The organism is Flavivirga eckloniae (genome assembly GCF_002886045.1).
GTDB classification, from domain to species: Bacteria; Bacteroidota; Bacteroidia; order Flavobacteriales; family Flavobacteriaceae; genus Flavivirga; species Flavivirga eckloniae.
Genome location: NZ_CP025791.1, coordinates 3,128,347 through 3,147,375, shown reverse-complemented (window position 1 = coordinate 3,147,375; position 19,029 = coordinate 3,128,347). Strand labels below are relative to the sequence as shown.

16 protein-coding genes and 1 tRNA gene are annotated in these 19,029 nt (G+C 33.3%); 15 read left to right on the top strand and 2 right to left on the bottom strand.

What is annotated here, in order from left to right; translation table 11 throughout:
- Position 1: 1 nt before the first annotated feature.
- Genes C1H87_RS13015 through C1H87_RS13000 form a run of 4 tightly spaced genes read left to right on the top strand, consistent with a single transcriptional unit; the run spans position 2 to position 6,160 of the window.
- Positions 2-1,540, top strand: a complete 1,539-nt coding sequence (locus C1H87_RS13015) for a phytoene desaturase family protein (RefSeq protein ID WP_102756231.1) — start codon at positions 2-4, stop codon at positions 1,538-1,540.
- A gap of 55 nt (positions 1,541-1,595) precedes the next feature.
- Positions 1,596-3,254 carry a C45 family autoproteolytic acyltransferase/hydolase gene (locus C1H87_RS13010; RefSeq protein ID WP_102756230.1) on the top strand — a complete coding sequence of 553 codons (1,659 nt, stop codon included), beginning with the start codon at positions 1,596-1,598 and terminating at the stop codon, positions 3,252-3,254.
- Positions 3,251-4,540, top strand: a complete 1,290-nt coding sequence (locus C1H87_RS13005; RefSeq protein WP_102756229.1) for a phenylacetate--CoA ligase family protein — start codon at positions 3,251-3,253, stop codon at positions 4,538-4,540. Before C1H87_RS13010 ends, C1H87_RS13005 begins: the two co-directional genes overlap by 4 nt.
- Positions 4,541-4,558: 18 nt before the next feature.
- Positions 4,559-6,160: a phytoene desaturase family protein gene (locus C1H87_RS13000; RefSeq protein WP_102756228.1), complete on the top strand. Its 1,602-nt coding sequence runs from the start codon at positions 4,559-4,561 to the stop codon at positions 6,158-6,160.
- Between the two features lie 79 nt (positions 6,161-6,239).
- On the opposite strand, the gene C1H87_RS12995 is transcribed toward C1H87_RS13000, so the two are convergent.
- Positions 6,240-6,313, bottom strand: a tRNA-Ala gene (locus C1H87_RS12995).
- A 251-nt stretch (positions 6,314-6,564) separates the two neighbouring features.
- Here C1H87_RS12995 and C1H87_RS12990 point away from each other — a divergent pair.
- From C1H87_RS12990 to C1H87_RS12975, 4 genes are all read left to right on the top strand, one after another.
- Positions 6,565-6,996 carry a GNAT family N-acetyltransferase gene (locus C1H87_RS12990; RefSeq protein ID WP_102756227.1) on the top strand — a complete coding sequence of 144 codons (432 nt, stop codon included), beginning with the start codon at positions 6,565-6,567 and terminating at the stop codon, positions 6,994-6,996.
- A 163-nt stretch (positions 6,997-7,159) separates the two neighbouring features.
- Positions 7,160-10,213: an endo-beta-N-acetylglucosaminidase gene (locus tag C1H87_RS12985; protein ID WP_102756226.1), complete on the top strand. Its 3,054-nt coding sequence runs from the start codon at positions 7,160-7,162 to the stop codon at positions 10,211-10,213.
- A gap of 462 nt (positions 10,214-10,675) precedes the next feature.
- A complete protein-coding gene (locus C1H87_RS12980; protein ID WP_158655220.1) occupies positions 10,676-11,650 on the top strand; it encodes a helix-turn-helix domain-containing protein in 975 nt (324 codons plus the stop codon).
- Positions 11,651-11,757: 107 nt separating this feature from the next.
- Positions 11,758-12,324 (top strand): hypothetical protein, encoded by a 567-nt coding sequence (locus C1H87_RS12975; protein WP_102756224.1) that lies wholly within the window; start codon positions 11,758-11,760, stop codon positions 12,322-12,324.
- Positions 12,325-12,478: 154 nt separating this feature from the next.
- On the opposite strand, the gene C1H87_RS12970 is transcribed toward C1H87_RS12975, so the two are convergent.
- Complete coding sequence (locus tag C1H87_RS12970) at positions 12,479-13,273, bottom strand: universal stress protein (protein ID WP_102756223.1); 795 nt, start codon at positions 13,271-13,273, stop codon at positions 12,479-12,481.
- Positions 13,274-13,369: 96 nt separating this feature from the next.
- Here C1H87_RS12970 and C1H87_RS12965 point away from each other — a divergent pair, with 96 nt between their 5' ends.
- From C1H87_RS12965 to C1H87_RS12935, 7 genes are all read left to right on the top strand, one after another.
- Positions 13,370-14,713, top strand: a complete 1,344-nt coding sequence (locus tag C1H87_RS12965; protein WP_102756222.1) for an MATE family efflux transporter — start codon at positions 13,370-13,372, stop codon at positions 14,711-14,713.
- A 30-nt stretch (positions 14,714-14,743) separates the two neighbouring features.
- Complete coding sequence (locus C1H87_RS23450; protein WP_199769290.1) at positions 14,744-14,914, top strand: hypothetical protein; 171 nt, start codon at positions 14,744-14,746, stop codon at positions 14,912-14,914.
- Between the two features lie 107 nt (positions 14,915-15,021).
- Positions 15,022-15,477 carry a 6-pyruvoyl trahydropterin synthase family protein gene (locus C1H87_RS12960; protein ID WP_102756221.1) on the top strand — a complete coding sequence of 152 codons (456 nt, stop codon included), beginning with the start codon at positions 15,022-15,024 and terminating at the stop codon, positions 15,475-15,477.
- A 276-nt stretch (positions 15,478-15,753) separates the two neighbouring features.
- Positions 15,754-16,506, top strand: a complete 753-nt coding sequence (locus C1H87_RS12955) for a UDP-2,3-diacylglucosamine diphosphatase (protein ID WP_102758261.1) — start codon at positions 15,754-15,756, stop codon at positions 16,504-16,506.
- A gap of 34 nt (positions 16,507-16,540) precedes the next feature.
- Positions 16,541-16,885, top strand: coding sequence for a hypothetical protein (locus C1H87_RS12950; RefSeq protein ID WP_102756220.1), 345 nt, complete (start codon positions 16,541-16,543; stop codon positions 16,883-16,885).
- Positions 16,848-17,147, top strand: a complete 300-nt coding sequence (locus tag C1H87_RS12945) for a hypothetical protein (protein ID WP_102756219.1) — start codon at positions 16,848-16,850, stop codon at positions 17,145-17,147. Before C1H87_RS12950 ends, C1H87_RS12945 begins: the two co-directional genes overlap by 38 nt.
- Positions 17,148-18,100: 953 nt before the next feature.
- A complete protein-coding gene (locus tag C1H87_RS12935; RefSeq protein ID WP_102756218.1) occupies positions 18,101-19,000 on the top strand; it encodes a T9SS type A sorting domain-containing protein in 900 nt (299 codons plus the stop codon).
- Positions 19,001-19,029 lie beyond the last annotated feature (29 nt).

Genomic DNA, 19,029 nt, shown 5'->3' with positions numbered 1-19,029 from the left:
GATGAAAACACACTATGATATTGTAATAGTTGGAAGTGGATTAGGAGGCTTGGCTTCTGCAATCATCCTAGCAAAAGAAGGTTATAGTGTATGTGTACTTGAAAAAAACAACCAATATGGTGGTAATTTGCAAACTTTTGTGAGAAACAAAACCATATTTGATACTGGAGTACATTATATTGGTGGACTTGACAAAGGCCAAAATCTGTATCAATACTTTAAATATATTGATATTATTGATGATTTGTCTCTTAAAAAACTAGACGAAAATGGGTTTGATATTGTTACTTTCGATAATGACCCCGTTGAATACAGGCACGCACAAGGTTACGAAAAATTCATTAAAGTTTTAGTAGAACAATTTCCTGAAGAAGAATCTGCTATAGTAGCTTACTGTGACAAGCTTAAGGAAACCTGTGATAGTTTTCCCTTGTATAACATGAAACGAGGCAAACCTTACTACGATAATACAGCTATTTTTCAACTTCAGGCAAAAGGGTTTATCAATTCACTCACTGATAATAAAAAATTGCAAGCAGTACTTGCCGGAACAAACTTTTTATATGCTGGTGATGGTGAGCGTACACCATTTTATGTTCATGCTTTAACAATAAATTCATACATAGAAAGTGCCTATAGATGCATTAATGGAGGTAGCCAAATAACCAAGGCATTAATTAAAACGTTAAAACAGCACGGCGGGGAAACTTATAAGCATCATGATGTTATTAAATTTGGTTTTGATGATGGTAAAATCACTTCGGCCATTTGCTCGAACGGAAAAGAAATAAAAGGCGATTTATTTATCTCTAATATTGAACCTAAACTTACTTTAAAACTCGTTGGTGAAGATAAATTTAGAAAATCCTATACCAATAGAGTTGATAAAATTGAAAGTACCATTGCTGCATTTAGTTTATACATCGTTTTAAAGCCAAATTCGTTTAAATACGAAAATAAAAACTTCTACCATTTTAAAAATCCCGATAATGTTTGGGATGTTCACAAATACACTCCAGAAAGTTGGCCAGAAGGCTACATGATGTCCATGTCAATTAAGAAAAATATGGACGAGTATGGAGATAATATAACTGTGATGACCTATATGCATTATGATGAGCTTAAACCTTGGGCAGATACATTTAATACTGTTGCCCATAAGAATGAAAGAGGTCAAACCTATGAACAGTTTAAAGAAGAAAAAGCCGAAAAATTGATAAAAGAATTAGAGCTTAAATTTCCTAATATTAGAAATTGTATTCAAGAGGTCTACACATCTACCCCACTGTCTTATAGAGATTATATAGGTAGTAATAGAGGTTCTATGTATGGTTATGTTAAAGATATTAATAAGCCCATGCAATCTTTTTTATCACCAAGAACTAAAATTAAAAACTTAATGTTTACGGGACAAAGTCTAAATATGCATGGTATTTTAGGCGTTACAATAAGTGCAGTTACTACGTGCTCCGAAATTTTAGGTAAAGACTATTTATTAGATAAAATATTAAAAGCCAATAACGAACAGGAAGTAAGTTAAAAACAATGTATAATGAACACCTTAAAATAACTTCAATTACATGTATTTAAAGAAGATGAAAATAGTAAAGTGGTTTTGCTTTTTTGCGCTTCTATTTTTAGTATTGTCATGTGGTACTTCAAAATCCCTTAACGATGTTCCAGATGTTAGTAAATACAATTCATCTATCCCTGAAAGGGTTAAGGTTTCAGACTCCACCTATGTTTTAAACAATAATTTTCTTTCCAAGAACAAACAAGGCTTATGGGAACTTTATCTGGAAGGCAATCCATACGAAAGAGGTTTAATTACAGGAAGCTTAACACAAGAGTTATTTAATTACCAGGAACAGGTGTTCTTATCTAAAGTTAATGATTTTGTGCCTTCAAAAACAAAACAAACCTTATTACGCAAGTTTTTAGCTTGGTTTAATAGAAAAATGTATCTACATATTCCCGAAGAGTATAAAACCGAAATATATGGCCTTTCTAAATACGCTTCGCCAAATTATGATCACATAGCCAATTCTTATTTAAGGGTTCTTTACTTGCATGGTGCTCATGATATTGGACATGCGTTACAAGATCTCGCTTTAGTTGGTTGCTCATCATTTGCTGCCTGGGGAGAAAAGACAGACGACGGAAGCCTAATAATAGGTAGGAATTTTGACTTCTATGCCGGAGATGATTTTGCAAAAGAAAAGATAATTGCATTTGTAAATCCAACGGAAGGACACAAATTTATGTCTGTGACTTGGGGAGGTATGATTGGAGTTGTTTCCGGAATGAATGAACACGGCCTTACCGTAACCATCAACGCTGGAAAGTCTAAAATTCCTCTAATCGCTAAAACACCAATTTCTATTTTAAACAGAGAGATTCTTCAATATGCCTCGACTATTGATGAAGCCATTGCCATTGCTAAAAAACGTCAGGTTTTTGTATCCGAATCTATATTAATTGGCAGTGCTAAAGATAAAAAAGCAATCACAATAGAGGTTTCGCCTGAGAATTTTGGAGTGTATGAGGTCTCTAATTCTAATCAATTAATCTGCTCTAATCATTTTCAAAGTGATGCTTATGCAGACGATAAAAAAAACTTAAAACATAAAGCAGAAAGTCATTCACAGTATCGTTACCAACGCATGGAAGAGCTTTTAAATCAGCAACCAAAAATAACACCACAAATTGCTGTAGATATATTACGAAACAAAGAAGGACTTCAAAACAAAAGTATTGGTTATGGTAACGAAAAAGCACTTAATCAGTTATTAGCACATCATGGTATTGTGTTTAAACCAGAACAACGTCTAGTTTGGGTATCATCGAGCCCATATCAACTAGGTGAATTTGTTGCTTACAATCTAGATGATGTTTTTAGCAACCCCACAAAAAAGGGGCTTTCTAATACTCAATTAACAATCGAAAAAGATCCTTTTCAGTTTACTGAAGCCTATCAAAATTATGAGTATTACAGAAAACTAAGCACTCAAATTCAATCCTCAATAAAAAATGATAAATATGTTGATCCATCAATTATTTCAGAAATACAAACAACAAACCCTGAGTACTGGGAAGGCTATTATTTAGTAGGGAAATATTATTATAAAAAAGGATATTTTACCGCAGCATTGCATGCTTTCGAAATAGCAAAAACCAAAGAAATAACAACAGTACCAGATCAAAAGGAAATTGATTTGTATATTACAAAACTTAAAAGGAAATTGGATCTATGATTCCTAAGATAGAAAAAGCCTCTACTGAAGAAATAAAAAGCTTTCAAGAAGAAAAATTAAAACTTCTTTTAAACTACCTAAATAAACACTCTGCTTTTTACAAACGCATGTTTAATGAGCACGATATTAATATTAATAATATCAATACGCTTGAAGATTTAACGACCATACCAACAACTTCAAAGGACGATTTACAGCAGTACAATGATGATTTTATTTGTGTCCCTAGAAAAGAAATTATTGACTATGTTACTACTTCTGGAACATTAGGAGAACCTGTAACATTTGCTTTAACCGATAACGATTTAAAACGTTTAGCCTATAACGAAGCCATTTCTTTTGCTTGCGCAGGGGTAAGTGAAGATGATACTATTCAGCTCATGACTACTATAGATAGAAGGTTCATGGCTGGATTAGCATACTTTTTGGGAGCACGAGAGCTTGGAGCAGGTATTATTCGTGTTGGTAATGGGATTCCGGAATTACAATGGGATTCTATATTAAAATTCAAACCTACTTATATTATTGTTGTTCCTTCATTTCTATTAAAACTCATTGAATATGCGCAACAAAATAATATAGATGTTAATGCTTCGGGAATAAAAGGCGCTATTTGTATAGGTGAATCTTTAAGAAATGAAGATTTCTCATTAAACTTACTAGCCATAAAAATTAAAAACACCTGGGATATTGAACTATATTCAACATACGCTTCCACAGAAATGAATACCGCATTTACAGAATGCGAACAACAACAAGGCGGCCATCATCATCCAGAACTAATCATCATAGAAATATTAAATGATGAGGACAAACCTGTACAAGAAGGCGAAACTGGAGAATTAACCATTACGTCTTTAGGTGTAGAAGCCATGCCTTTATTACGATTTAAAACAGGAGATGTAGTAAGAGCTCATACAGATGCATGTTTGTGCGGTAGAAATACCGTTAGACTAAGTCCGGTTCTCGGAAGGAAGAAACAAATGATTAAGTATAAAGGGACGACTTTGTACCCTCCGGCAATGCATAATGTGTTGAATCATTTCAATAATATAAACTCTTATGTTATTGAAATTTATCAAAACGACATAGGAACCGATGAAATCCTTTTAAAAATCTCAACATCTCAGCCAACAGATACCTTATTGCAAGAAATTAAAGATCATTTTAGAGCCAAATTAAGAGTGCTCCCAAAAATAGAATTTCATGATAAAAGTGTGATTCAGAAACTTCAATTTCCAAAATTGAGTAGAAAGCCCATGATGGTTATTGATAAAAGAAAATAGAGTACTAATAAACGTTGTATGTCTAAAAAAAATTATGAACTATTTTCTACAAATATTGATTTTTCCATTTACGATCATATTGTTATAGGTTCTGGTATTGGTGGCTTAACTGCTGCTACTTGGTTGGCTAGAGCTGGTAAGAAAGTTGCTGTATTGGAGCGACACTATGTTCCAGGAGGTTTTACTCATAGTTTTAAAAGAAAACAAGGGTTTCAATGGGATGTTGGTGTTCATTATGTTGGTAATTTGGATAAAAAAGAATCGCTTCTTGGGATGTTCAATTATATTACTGATGGTAAACTCAAATGGGAGTTTATGGGAGCCATATATGACGTGGTTTATGTTGGTGATAAAAAATACGAATTTAGAGCAGGTAAAGAAAACTTCAGAAAACAACTCATTAAATATTTCCCAGAAGAAGAACAAACTATTAACAACTATATATCTCTCATTGAAAAAGCAAATAAACGAGGTAAAATTTTCTTTTTTGAAAAAGTGTTTGAGCCCTGGTTAAGTAAATCTTTAGGATGGTTAATTAGAAAATACTACGCAAAGTATTCCCAAAAAACGACTTTGGATGTATTAAGTGAGCTAACAGACAACAAATTATTAATCGCCGTACTCTGTGGGCAATGCGGTAACTATGGTCTTTCACCTAAATATAGCAGTTTTGCAGTGCACGCTATGGTTATTTCTCATTTTATGGAAGGTGGGTATTATCCGGTAGGTGGTGCAGACCAAATTAGCCATAAAATCATAGATGTTTTAAATAAACTCGGCAGCAAGGTTTTTATTAATGCCGATGTACAAGAAATTATAACAGAGAAGAACAAAGTAACTGGAATAAAAGTTGATAATACGGTTATAAATTGCACTAGCGTTATTAGCAATGTGGGGGTAAGCAATACATTCAATCATTTACTTTCTGAAAAGGCTAAACAACATTGTAAGTTTAACATAAAAGCTGTAAAACCTGCAACTGGACATATGTGTTTATATGTTGGATTAAATAAATCTAGTGCAGATTTAAATTTACCTAAGCATAATGTTTGGTATTATGCACATGAAAATACGGATGAATTAATTGAAAAAGCGACACTTTCTGAAACTCCAAATAATTTCGCATACATTACATTTCCTTCCGCAAAAGATCCTGAATGGAATCTTAAAAATGATCAAAAATCAACCATTCAAGCTATGTCGGTAGGTCATTATAATTGGTTTGCTGAATATGAAAACCAGCCTTGGATGAAACGAGAATTGGCTTATAAAAAATTAAAAGCTGATTTTGAAACCACCATGCTTAATAGACTTTATCATTTATTTCCGCAACTTAAAGGACATGTTATAGAAACCGAAGTTTCCACACCGCTTTCTACAAAGCATTTTTCAAACTATAAACATGGTGAAATATATGGCTTAGAGCATACCCCTGAAAGGTTTAAACTCCCTTTTTTAAGACCGAAAACAAAAATAAAAGGGTTGAAATTGGCCGGACAAGATGTTACTCTGGTTGGTGTTTCCGGAGCCATGCTTTCAGGAATATTATGTGCAACAGCCATATTAAAACTGAGATCTAGTCGCTTGTTTATGGATATCAAGAACTTTCAGGATTCTTAAATAAAGAATTCATAATCAACTATACCGTCAAAAATAAAAAAGCACTTGCAAAAAGTTTGCAAATGCTTATTATTACTAGTGGAGAAGATCGGATTCGAACCGACGACCTCTTGACTGCCAGTCAAGCGCTCTAGCCAACTGAGCTACATCCCCATTTTTATATTATTATGACCTAATAGGATTCAACTTTTATCAGTTATATTTCCTGAAAAGGATTGTGCAAATGTATACATTTTAATGCAAAAACTAAACTCTATATAAGTCGAAAATTTTTCTTAAAAAAATATAGGCATTACAGTATAAAACTTAACCATACAACCTAAAAGAAAGTATTATATTTAAAGAGAAGATTTAAAAATTGCTATCATCGCATTATTCCTTATAATTTGAAAAACACGAACAACATGAAAATAGACGTTTTAAAGCAAACCGATTTAAACTCAAACCTAGAAAATCAAGTTGCCGAGTTATTCAAACAATTAAGTCAAAACAAAGAGCAAATTAAACTCAATGACCTTCTTGTAAACGACAACCAAATCACCATGGTATATTGCGAAGAGAATGAAAAAATAATCGGTATGGCATCTATGTGTAATTATCGGGTTATTTCCGGTAAAAAAGGTTGGATAGAGGATGTCGTAGTAGACTCCAGTGCGAGAGGAAAAGGCATTGGACGAAAACTAATGGAGAAGTTACTGGAAGTAGCAAAACAAAAGAAGTTAACAGAAGTATTACTATTTACAGAAGATCACAGGGTATCTGCCATAAACCTATATAATAACCTTGGGTTTAAACAAAAAGAGAGCAAAATATACAGCATTAAAAAAACGCTGTAACCTATTTACCAAAAAAAGAATCTTATTATTCTTAGTTTTCCTTACAGTTTTTTCAACTCCTTTATCTTTTCAGACATGCTATAGGTCGAAAACTTTATGCGAAAATTAATAATAGGGTATACATTTCTATGCTGTATTATTAATTTTTACATAACTAAATACCATGAAATTAAACACTAGGAAATCCCCCAAATTAAAACCTGCTCCTTCAACGCAGTTTACTAAGCCTCTATTCAAAACTAAACTGTTAAAGCTTCTAGTAATTACATTAATTGCAATTAAATGTAGTGTTGCCTATTCTCAAACCATCGGAGACGCACCTCCATTTGTCTTAACAGTAGACCAATTAAAAAACTGGACTACTACTGGATCTACAGCCAATGCCACAAATATTTCCAATGTATCGTTAGCAACTCGTTTTACACAAACCGATAGCCAGCTTAACAGAACACTAAACAATAACATGGAAATTATTTGGGCTCCCGATGGTATGAGCCACTTAGCAAATTACCTAGAAGAACAATCAAAATTCAATTTATACAATTTTACACATTGGAGTTATATCGATAAAATTATCTGGTTTGGAGGAACATCTTCAGAAACCGTATTAATACCATCTGCCCCATGGGTAAATACAGCACATAAGAATGGTGTTAAAGTATACGGAAACATATTTTTTGCCCCCAATGCTTTTGGAGGAAACGATACCGTAGTCTCTAATTTTCTTGAGAAAGATTCGGGAGGAAACTTTATTGCAGCCCAAAAATTAAAAGACATTTCTACCTATTATAAATTCGACGGATGGTTTATTAACATGGAAACCAGTACAACGAACGCCAACGGTTTACTTATGCGCGAATTCGTTGAAGAACTAAAAAGCATTTTACCGGCAGATCAAGAGATTATTTGGTATGATGCCATGCTAATAAACGGTAATGTAAGCTGGCAAAATGAACTAAACAGTAATAATAGCACCTTTTTTCAGGACGGTAGCACCCGAGTTTCGGATGCTATGTTTACCAACTTCTGGTGGACAGGTTCTTCCAAACCGAATGTTTCAAAAACAACTGCACAAATATTAGGTAGAAGCGAATTTGATGTTTACACAGGCGTAGATCTATGGCCTGGTCGTAACCAAACCGCTTTCCAAATTGGCGGTAATGCATGGATGGAAGGCTTACATTCCTCAGGTAAAAATCCAATAACATCACTTGGCTTGTTCGTTCCCAATGCGTTTTTTCAAAATAGTACTTACAGTAACTTTAACAGCACAGATAACGAAACCGAAAGAGCACGATTTTATGCTACAGAAAGGCATTTCTTTGGAGGCTTAGATCAAAATCCAAATGGAACGGATTTCAGTGGTTTTAAAGGAATAAGTAATTGGGTGCCTGCAACTTCCACAATAACAAGTTTACCATTCGAAACCAGTTTTAACACGGGGCACGGGAGACTATTCGCTACCAACGGTGTGCAAACCACAAAAGATTGGCACGATATTGCCAAACAAGATATTTTACCAACCTGGCAATTTGCCTTGCAAGGAAACAGCAGCCTAACTACAACTTTCGATTTTACCAAAGCTTATAACGGTGGTACTTCTTTACATGTAGAAGGAACCATAGCAAATTCCAGTAGCACAAAGCTTAAACTTTATAAAACAAAACTTAACGTTGGTGCTCAAACCAAGATAGATGTTACCTATTCATTAGGCAACATTGGCAACACCTACATGGATGTTATTTTAGTATTTAGTGATGATCCAAATACCGTAGTTACCAGAAGTATTGGGTCGAGCACCAGCAGCTCATGGAATATCAAAACCATAGATTTAAGCACATTCAATGGAAGAGAATTAGCCATGGTTGGTTTTCAGTTTAGTTCAACTACAACCGTTAACAATTATGAAATAAACATTGGAGAATTAAAAATATTTAATGGAACGGCTGGCGACAACAACCCTCCAATTGCCGGTTTTAATGCCGATGCTACATCGGTAAAAACAGGATCATCTGTTAACTTTTCCAGCGGTTCTTCAACCGGAGCAGTATCTTGGTCATGGTCTTTCCCTGGAGGAACCCCTAGCACCAGTACAGATGAAAATCCATCGATTACCTATAACACCGTAGGCAACTACAACGTAGAATTAACGGTTACAAATGCAAACGGATCGGATACTGAAACCAAAACGTCTTATATCTCTGTAGACAGTAACCCGATTGCACAGTTTAGTGCCAGTGCTACCAGCATATCAACAGGCAATGCAGTTACTTTTACCAACAGTTCTGTAAATGCGACCTCATATTCATGGTCGTTCCCCGGAGGCACTCCCAGTACTAGTACAGCAGAAAACCCATCAGTTACCTATAACTCGGCCGGACTTTTTGAAGTAATACTTACTGCGATTAATAATAGCGGATCGGATGTAATAACCAAAACCAGACTCATTGGTGTTGTAAATAATACCGATATAGACCATACAGACCCAGCGGGTTCAGGCGTAATTACAGCTAGAGCAGAAATTAATGCCAACGAATCTAAAGAAAAAGCTTTTGACAACCTAGATTCTGCTGGCCCAGGCGGATCGGGACAAAACTCAACTTGGAGTAAGTGGCTAGATAATGGGGGTATACCAAGTGTTAGTAACCCTAGTTGGATTCAAATTCAATTACCAGCATCCAAAATCGTTCGTACTTTAACAATAATGAGTGCCAACGGTTCTGGCAGATTTCCAGAAGATTTTGCTTTATTAGGTTCTAATGACGGTATTAACTATGATGTATTAGAAAGCTGGGAAAACGAACCTTTCGTAAATCATTTTGTTAAGAAAACACTCCCCTTTAATAATACAAAAGCCTATAGTTATTATAAACTGGAAATTTATAAAAATGAAGCAGATGTTAGCCTGACGGAAATAACAGAAATCGAGTTAAAAGGTCCTGTAAACTCACTTAGTATAAACGATGTTTCATCTGGAAACACACAGATAACGGCATACCCGAATCCAACGGAAAACAGTATCACATTAAAAGGGTCGCTTCCTGAAAACACAACCGTAGAAATTTTCAATATGTTTGGTAAAAGTGTTTCAACACCTTTAAAAATAGACTCTAATAACCCTACAATACCACTTAAGGATGTCACTTCTGGAGTTTATATTTTGAAGCTAAACGGTCAAAACGGATTTACAGCAAATAAAAAAATAGTGATTAAATAGCAATTAACATGACCATGGACAGCTTAACTTAAGCATTTTTCTTAAGTTGTCCATGGTATTTATATTAGTTTAAACAACAGTAGTATGTAATTGCTACATTGCAAACCATAAGTGACTAAGAAACCAATATTTTCAAAATACGCTAACCTAAAAAAAGTTGGTAAAAAGCCCTCTTCAACCAGTTATTAAGAGCTTAAAAAAGAAAGAAAGCTTATCTTCACCATAAAAATGTCAATTGCCACTAAAGCAAATTACATCGATCCAGACAAAAGGATTATTGAAATAAAGCACAAAGTTTAATCAGTGGATTTAATTTTAGATTTCATTTTAGTAGGGGGTATTTTAATTATAGCAATAATTCTATTGTTATTAATAAAATCAAAACAAAAAGAACTACCACAAAAAATATTGATAGTGTTTTTTGCCTTGCTGTTTTTTGTCTGTCTATACTTCTATGCCTCATTGCATAATATTATATGGTTAATACATCTTTGTTTTCTCCCCAATGATATTACTACATGTGTTATAGCCCCATTATTATTTTTATACATAAAATCACTGTTTTTAAAAGGAGAGCATTTAGTAAAAAACACGTTAGTACATTTCATCCCAGCTCTTCTATTCGCTGTTTGTATTACGATTCCAACCATTTTGTTCAATACATTTCAGGTAAAAGCCCTTGCGTATACACATACAGATTTCATATCTAAACTTATACGAATAGAAAACTTATACTTCTTACTATACATCTTTATTTCATTACAATCGTTATCTAAATATAAACGATTAACAAAATTTAAATATTCAAACCTATCTAAATATGATTTTAATTGGATTAAAATGATGTTAGTTGGGGCATTTTGTATTATGCTTGTCGATTTGGGGTTTAAAGTGTATAAAACTTTTTATGGTCATTTTAACTGGAATACAGACTATTTTTCTGTATTAACAATGATTATTCTAGTTTCTTATTTGGGATATTACGGTGTAAACCAATCTAAAGTGCTTATTCCTGATTTTTTACTTAAAGACAACAACGATGGGTATATTACTCCTAAAGAAAAAAGTAATGTGCTATCTGATGCAAATAAAGAGGCATTCGAAACTCTTAAAAACAGATTGGAAACTATTTTGAAAACAGATAAGCCTTATCTGGATGAAGATTTAACATTAGGTAAATTATCGGAAAAACTCTCTACAACAGATAAAAAGCTCTCTACCATGTTAAATCAATATATGAACATTAGTTTCTATGATTTAATTAATAAACATCGGATAGAAGCAGTTATAGAAAAAATGCCCTTAGATGCTTATAAAAACTATAATATCTTCGGAATTGCATGCGAATGTGGTTTTAAATCCAGAACTAGTTTTAATAGAATATTTAAACGAGAAACTGGTTTATCTCCTTCAGATTATAAGGCGACTATCTTTTAAGTCTTACTTCAATTTTAACATATTATAACGTACCAATGCTTCCTTTGGTCAACCCGAGAGGTTATAAATTCATTGTTTTGTCATTAAATTAATAAATACAAAATATCATGAAAAAAACCTTTATGACATTAATGTTTTTCGGATTTGCTTTAGTAGTAAAATCGCAAAACGCAAGTGTGGAAAAATCAACTTTTGGAATCCAAACAGGGTTTGCTGGAATTTGGGCTTACAATGAATTAAAACTTGCTAATCAACTTGCATTACGAACCGAAATAGGACTCGACGCATACGATAATGACGATTATTATCCAGAAACAGGCTTTTTACTAACTACAGGAATAACTATAGAACCTCGTTGGTACTATAATTTGAATAAACGGGAAAGCCAATCCAAACAAATAAACGGAAATAGTGGTGATTTTTTCTCACTTAAAACAAGCTTTCACCATAATGATTTACTAATAAAGTTTGGAAATGATAAAGACACCAGCATGGTAAATAACCTATCTATAATTCCAACTTGGGGTATTAGAAGAAACTTAGGAAATCATTTCAATTATGAAACAGGTTTAGGAGTTGGGTACATTCACCATTATGCCAAAGATGCCGGTTTTTCTAAAGATAAAGGAGAAATGGCTATAAACTTACATTTGCGTATCGGGTATCGATTCTAATAAAACAACAACATGAATACATACCTATTGGGCATAATTAATGGTTTAATTTAAGCCGTAATGCGCAATAGGTATTATAGAATAACGTATTCGTGAAAAATTTTAAAGAGAATAAATACACATAAAAACGACCTAACCAAAGGGTTCCCTGTAATTATTTCAACCCTCTTAAAACCAAAACAGGTAATGAACTTGAAAATTCTTTTTTCAAAATAACGTTCTTTTCCCATTTTTTAACAAAAAATCCTCTTTTGCGCCTAACTACGCATAGCATATCTGGGTTATGAGATTGAAAATGCTCCAAAACGCCTTGATAAGTAGTCGCATTTTTTGTCTTGGTTATTTTATCTACATGATCTAAAAGCTGACTTTCTACAACAAAATCACCTTCTTTAAAGTAAGGTGTTTTAACCAATAAGAGGTTCACAATAGACTTGAAATTATTTTTGATGCTTAATAAAGGCACCAGTGCATCGCTCTTTTTTATTATAGCAGATTTAATTGCGAACAGAATATTTTCAATGGGTTTAAATGTGTATCCTTCAGGAACAATTAATGCAGGTATCTCGGTTTGCTTTATAATTTTTCCCGAAGTTTTACCCAAAAACACCTCATCCCTAATAGAGTTTGTTCTAGGTTCTACAAGAATTAAGTCAATATCGGCTTTTTTACAGGCTAGCTCTAGTGTATCTACTAACTTTCCTTTTAAGGTCTTTATAACAACCTCAACATCTTTAGTATCAATTTTAGAAACTAAATTATCCATAAAAGCTTTGCTTTCCCGTTCAATGATATGGTCTACTTTAATCATAGTTCCTGCTTTAGTATAAACATTATATACCTGTACAATAAACAATTTCGCACCAAAAGCCTTGGCAAAATCTACTGCGTATTGTAAATGACTTAAAGCGTTTTTGGATGACCCCACAGGAACTAAAATATTCTTCATAATAAATGTAGTTTACAAACTATTTTTAACGATTTTTATACAAAAATATAACAATTATAACGATTTCGTAAAGGAACATATTTCAATATTAGTTATATGCCTGATAAAAAAACAGATATAAGTCTAAAACATATAAACAGGTTAGCCATACCGGCATTAATTTCAGGCATTTCAGAACCCATTTTATCATTAACAGACGCTGCGATAGTCGGAAACATAAACTTAAATGCTACAGAATCTTTGGCAGCAGTTGGTATCGTTACAACCTTTTTATCCATGCTTATTTGGGTATTAGGACAAACACGAAGTGCTATATCGTCTATTGTATCGCAATATGTTGGTGCAAACCAACTCGATAAAATAAAAAACCTACCAGCGCAAGCTATTTTTATAATTACATCATTAAGCGTGTTAATTATTATAAGCACTTTCCCTTTTGCGAAAAGTATTTTTAAACTATACAACGCCTCAGACCTTATCTTGGAATACAGTGTTGATTATTACAAAATCCGCGTTTTCGGATTTCCATTTACACTGTTTACCATTGCCGTTTTTGGCGCTTTTCGAGGTTTACAAAACACCTATTACCCAATGTTAATTGCTATTATAGGAGCATCGGCTAATATTGTACTAGATTTTATTCTAGTTTACGGTATTACTGGTGTTATTCCGGCTATGAATATAAAGGGGGCAGCATATGCTAGTGTGATAGCCCAATTAATAATGGCTGCTTTTTCAACCTATTACTTGCTTAAAAAAACACCAATCCCTTTAAAAATAAGCTTTCCTTTTAACAAAGAGATTAATCGCTTTGCATTAATGATTCTTAATCTTTTTGTTAGAACTATAGCACTAAACGTAACACTGTATTACGCTAGTGCTTTCGCTACAAGTTACGGAGCAGCATACATAGCAGCTTATACAATTGCCATTAACCTGTGGTTTCTTGGTGCTTTTATAGTAGATGGTTATTCCAGTGCTGGAAATATACTTTCTGGTAAACTTTTAGGTGCCAAACAATACAAAACACTTGTACTACTAAGTAATAGGTTAATAAAATACGGTATTATTATCGGGATAATAATTGCCGTATTAGGCGGGTTATTATACTATCCTTTAGGAACAATATTTACCAACGACCCCGAAGTACTTAAGAAGTTTTATAGCATATTCTGGATCGTTTTAGCCATGCAGCCCTTATGTGCTTTAGCTTTTATTTTCGATGGCATTTTTAAAGGTCTGGGCAGAATGAAGGTTTTACGAAATATATTATTAATAGCCACATTTTTAGTATTTGTTCCTATTCTGTTCTGGTTAGATTATCTCGACTATAAACTGTACGCCATTTTTATAGCTCTAACGCTTTGGATTATTGCAAGGGGGTTTCCGTTAATCATAAAATTCAGGAAAATATTTATTCCGCTTTCCCAAAACAGTTAACTTTGCAGCATATACAGTATAAAAGCAAATATGTTATTACTAACACTCTCTCTTCAACAAATTAACATAGAAGAAAAAATACAAAATGCCCCCAATAAAGGTTACGAAATAGGTGTTTTTATTGGTTCCATGTTACCTTTTGTTGTTTTGGTGTTGATTGCATATTTAATTTATAGATACAACCAAAAGAAGAATCAATAAAGAATAATTATGAATATCATGTCATTTTTAAGCGGAAACGGATTATTTCTGTTGCTAGCTTTAGTTTTAATAATTGTTTATCTTGTAAATAGAAGAAAAAGAAGATAATGGACAACAACATTCGTATTACAAAACAATTTTCTTTCGAAACTGGTCATGCACTTTACGGATACGATGGTAAATGCAAGAATGTGCACGGGCACAGTTACAAGTTATCTGTAACAGTTATAGGAAAACCCATTACAGACAATACCAATGTAAAATTTGGAATGGTTATCGATTTTGGTGATTTAAAAAAAATCGTAAAAGAAGAGATCGTTTATGTATTTGATCATGCCACCGTTTTTAACAAAAATACGCCACACGTAGAACTTGCTAAAGAACTGGAAAATAGAGGACATAATGTCCTATTGGTAGATTATCAACCTACTAGTGAGATGATGGTTATCGATTTTTCAAAAAAAATAAAGAGCCGTTTGCCAGAGCATATTTCATTACACTCTTTAAAACTTCAGGAAACTGACTCCTCTTTTGCAGAGTGGTATGCTTCTGATAATGTTTAGTTGTATTCAGTGTTCAGTGTTCAGTGTTCAGTGTTCAGTGTTCAGTGTTCAGTGTTCAGTGTTCAGTGTTCAGTGTTCAGTGTTCAAGGTTTAAAAATTGGTGTGAATTCTCGAATATTGGTGTCAAAAAAACTAAAAACCAACAAGCTTAACTTCAGCTGAAATTTAAAGCTATCAAGAATATAAGCCCCGTCTTAATAAAACAAACTTCGACTACGCTCGGCACAAGAGTTCAACATAAATCGCAGGAATTTATATTATATTTACAGCATGCAAATTCAAATTCCAGAAGGAAAAAAAATATACTTTGCTTCCGATAATCATTTAGGAGCACCTACCAGAGAAGCCTCTCTCCCTCGCGAAAAAAAGTTTGTAGCCTGGTTAGATGAAGTAAAACAAGATGCTGCAGCTATTTTTCTTTTAGGTGATTTATTCGACTTCTGGATGGACTATAAAAAAGTAGTTCCAAAAGGCTTTACAAGAACATTAGGTAAACTAGCAGAAATCTCAGATTCGGGCATCCCAATTTATTATTTTGTTGGTAACCACGATTTATGGATGAATGGTTATTTTGAAGAAGAACTTAACATTCCCGTTTATCACAAACCTCAAGAATTCACCTTTAATGATAAAACGTTTTTTATAGGTCATGGTGATGGTTTAGGTCCTGGAGACAAGGGCTATAAACGTATGAAAAAGGTCTTTACAAATTCCTTCTGTAAATGGTTGTTTAGATGGTTGCATCCTGACTTAGGGGTAAAAATGGCGCAATATTTATCGGTAAAAAACAAACTTATTTCTGGCGAAGAAGACGCTAAGTTTTTAGGCGAAGACAATGAATGGTTGGTACAATATTGCAAAAGAAAATTAGAAGGCAAACACCGCGACTATTTTGTATTTGGACATCGCCATTTACCATTAGATATAGACCTTAAGAATAATTCAAAATATATTAATCTTGGTGATTGGATAAAGTATTACACCTATGGTGTTTTTGATGGCGAAACTTTTGAGCTTAAGGAATATTAATATTTTCCCAGATGATTTTTAAGCCCTAAATTAAATGAAAACGACAAGACCATTAACAAGTTTTAAAAAAGTCGAAAAAAGATTCGCCTTAGTTATAATAAGTGGATTACTTATTCTATTTCATTCAAAAACTTTTTCCCAGGAGCAACCAAAGAGTATTTATGAAGTGATAATTGGTTTAACCAATGAAGAGGAAAAACCACCCTTATTTTTAATAAATACCCAGGAAGTTTCTAAAGGCCTAATAAAAATGTTAGATTCTGCAGCTATAACATATGTAAGAGCTTTAGGACCAAAAAAATCTTTAGAAAAATATGGGGGAAAAGGTAAAAATGGTGCTATTGAAAATTTCTATAAAACAACACGGAAAATTTACTGAAAAACGTCTGGAAACTGAAGTAAAACATACAACTCTTAGGTCTTTTTTAAAAAGTACAAAAAACTTTTATGCTACTCCAAATGCATATAAAACTCTTATTGTAATTAATGGAAAAGAATGTAATGAAAAAGCACTAGACACGATAGTGCTATCTGATGTTGCTCTAATATCATTTAGGGAAAATGGGCGAAAAGAAGTAGCAAAGTATGGCGAGAAAGGTAAAAACGGAGTTATATTTATTAAGACTAAAAATATAAAGTAAGATCTTCTAGTCCATTTGCTAAACTTATATCAAAATATAACGATCATTTATTTGTAATCGATGGTTATGTTTCTACCAAAGATAAGGTTAAAAATATAAACCCAAACAATATTAAATCTATTGACATCCTGAAAGAATCTGCCGCTACAAACGTTTATGACTCAAGAGGGGAAAATGGAGCGATCTTATTTACTTTAAGGTGAATCTTGCTTAAGAATTCAAGGTGTTCCTCCCTTTTAAAAAGGGAGGTGGATCCCGATGTAATCGGGATTCGGAGGGTTATATTTGTTTGTTATTTTTAATAAAACTCCTCTTTCTTCCTATTTTTATCAAAATCGAAATTCATTTCTCGGCTTTAATTTAAAGAGGAGAGCACTGTGACAGTAAAAAATAGTTCTGAAACAAGTCTGGGACACACAACAACATAAATTCTTTTATCCAAGATTCACGTCACTTTAAAAAAACATTATCTAAAAAAACGACCAAGAACCAGCTTATCATTCTTCATTCTCGTGCGCCTCAATATCTTTTGTTAAATCTAACCTTCTAAAGGATGACGATACCAGATGAAAGTGCTTCATACATAGCTTCAAGACCTTAAGAAATCTGAAAAATCATTTTATAGTGCTATAACATTTTAACAAAGAATGATCTGAGAAGCTAAAAGCTTTTTGATAGACGTAAGAATAAAAACCATTTACCATCTCTTTTTTTAATACACAGTAAAACGAATTCGTAAGGTTACTCGTAACAGACTATGCTAATATTACCTAAAAAACAAATAAATAACAGTTTTATGTAAATATTCATATACAATATATCAAAATTCATATATTTTATTTCTTATTGAAAACTATATTTGTATATACACGGCTAATAATCAATTATTTACAACAACTTCATTAAATGAGGATTTTTAGCCACTAATTTAAACTAAATAAAAATCAAAATTTATGAAGACAAAAAACTACTTTTTAGGACTAACTGCCCTTTTAGCAGTAACAACAATCAATGCTCAATCTTTTGGTGTAGATATCACTCTCGCAGAAAGTGCGGGGGTATATGCTTCATTAGGTGGCACAACTGCAAGTCCAGGTTTTAATGTACCGGCAAATGCAACTGCTGTTGTCCCTTCTGCAACGGCAGGAACAACAAGCGACGTAACATTCACAATGGTAGAGGGAGGCCCAACTAGAGATAGGGCTGGTTCCTTATCAGATGTACTAAGGGATTTTGTTTTTGGCTCTGCTACACTTACTGTACAAATCAGCGGTCTTGATGACAATACAGAATACACCATTGAGAGTTTTCATCTTGAAGGATTGGAGTTATACCCAGCAAGAATGTCTGTAGAGTTGAGAGAAGTTGGAGGCGGAGTCGTTGGCGCAGCTCAAATTATAGATAACAACCCACCTTCTCCAACTGATGCTGATGACATTAACAAAACAGGATGGGTATTTACTACTGGAGTAGGTAAAGACTATGAAATCGTATCTACTTGGTTAGCAAACCTTCAGGATGACCCACCAGGAGGTGTCACAGGAGGGCCTCAAACAAGAAATCGTTTTAATGGTGTTTTAGTCTCTACGGGTAATGTATTGAGTACTTCTAATATTGGTGAAGTTAAGAAATTTAACGTATCTCCAAATCCTTTTCAAGAGTCATTTAATTTAAATACTAGCTCTCAATCATCGTATACAAAAGCAATTATATATGATTCTATTGGGCGTGAAGTAAATAGTATTGATGCTAATGAATCTGAAATAACAGTAAATGGGCCTTCAGGAATTTATTTCTTAGTTCTTTACAATCAAGGTAATGTGATAGCAACAAAAAAATTACTGAAAAAATAATTTTTCAGTAATTGACTTTGACTTGTCAA

What these genes read in the sequence shown, in the direction of transcription:
- C1H87_RS12985 (WP_102756226.1), top strand. Translation starts at nt 7,160, where the DNA reads ATGAAATTAAACACTAGGAAATCCCCCAAATTAAAACCTGCTCCTTCA.
- C1H87_RS13005 (WP_102756229.1), top strand. Translation starts at nt 3,251, where the DNA reads ATGATTCCTAAGATAGAAAAAGCCTCTACTGAAGAAATAAAAAGCTTT.
- C1H87_RS12965 (WP_102756222.1), top strand. Translation starts at nt 13,370, where the DNA reads ATGCCTGATAAAAAAACAGATATAAGTCTAAAACATATAAACAGGTTA.
- C1H87_RS12970 (WP_102756223.1), bottom strand. Translation starts at nt 13,273, where the DNA reads ATGAAGAATATTTTAGTTCCTGTGGGGTCATCCAAAAACGCTTTAAGT.
- C1H87_RS12960 (WP_102756221.1), top strand. Translation starts at nt 15,022, where the DNA reads ATGGACAACAACATTCGTATTACAAAACAATTTTCTTTCGAAACTGGT.
- C1H87_RS13000 (WP_102756228.1), top strand. Translation starts at nt 4,559, where the DNA reads ATGTCTAAAAAAAATTATGAACTATTTTCTACAAATATTGATTTTTCC.
- C1H87_RS13015 (WP_102756231.1), top strand. Translation starts at nt 2, where the DNA reads ATGAAAACACACTATGATATTGTAATAGTTGGAAGTGGATTAGGAGGC.
- C1H87_RS12975 (WP_102756224.1), top strand. Translation starts at nt 11,758, where the DNA reads ATGAAAAAAACCTTTATGACATTAATGTTTTTCGGATTTGCTTTAGTA.
- C1H87_RS12990 (WP_102756227.1), top strand. Translation starts at nt 6,565, where the DNA reads ATGAAAATAGACGTTTTAAAGCAAACCGATTTAAACTCAAACCTAGAA.
- C1H87_RS12950 (WP_102756220.1), top strand. Translation starts at nt 16,541, where the DNA reads ATGAAAACGACAAGACCATTAACAAGTTTTAAAAAAGTCGAAAAAAGA.
- C1H87_RS13010 (WP_102756230.1), top strand. Translation starts at nt 1,596, where the DNA reads ATGAAAATAGTAAAGTGGTTTTGCTTTTTTGCGCTTCTATTTTTAGTA.
- C1H87_RS12935 (WP_102756218.1), top strand. Translation starts at nt 18,101, where the DNA reads ATGAAGACAAAAAACTACTTTTTAGGACTAACTGCCCTTTTAGCAGTA.
- C1H87_RS23450 (WP_199769290.1), top strand. Translation starts at nt 14,744, where the DNA reads ATGTTATTACTAACACTCTCTCTTCAACAAATTAACATAGAAGAAAAA.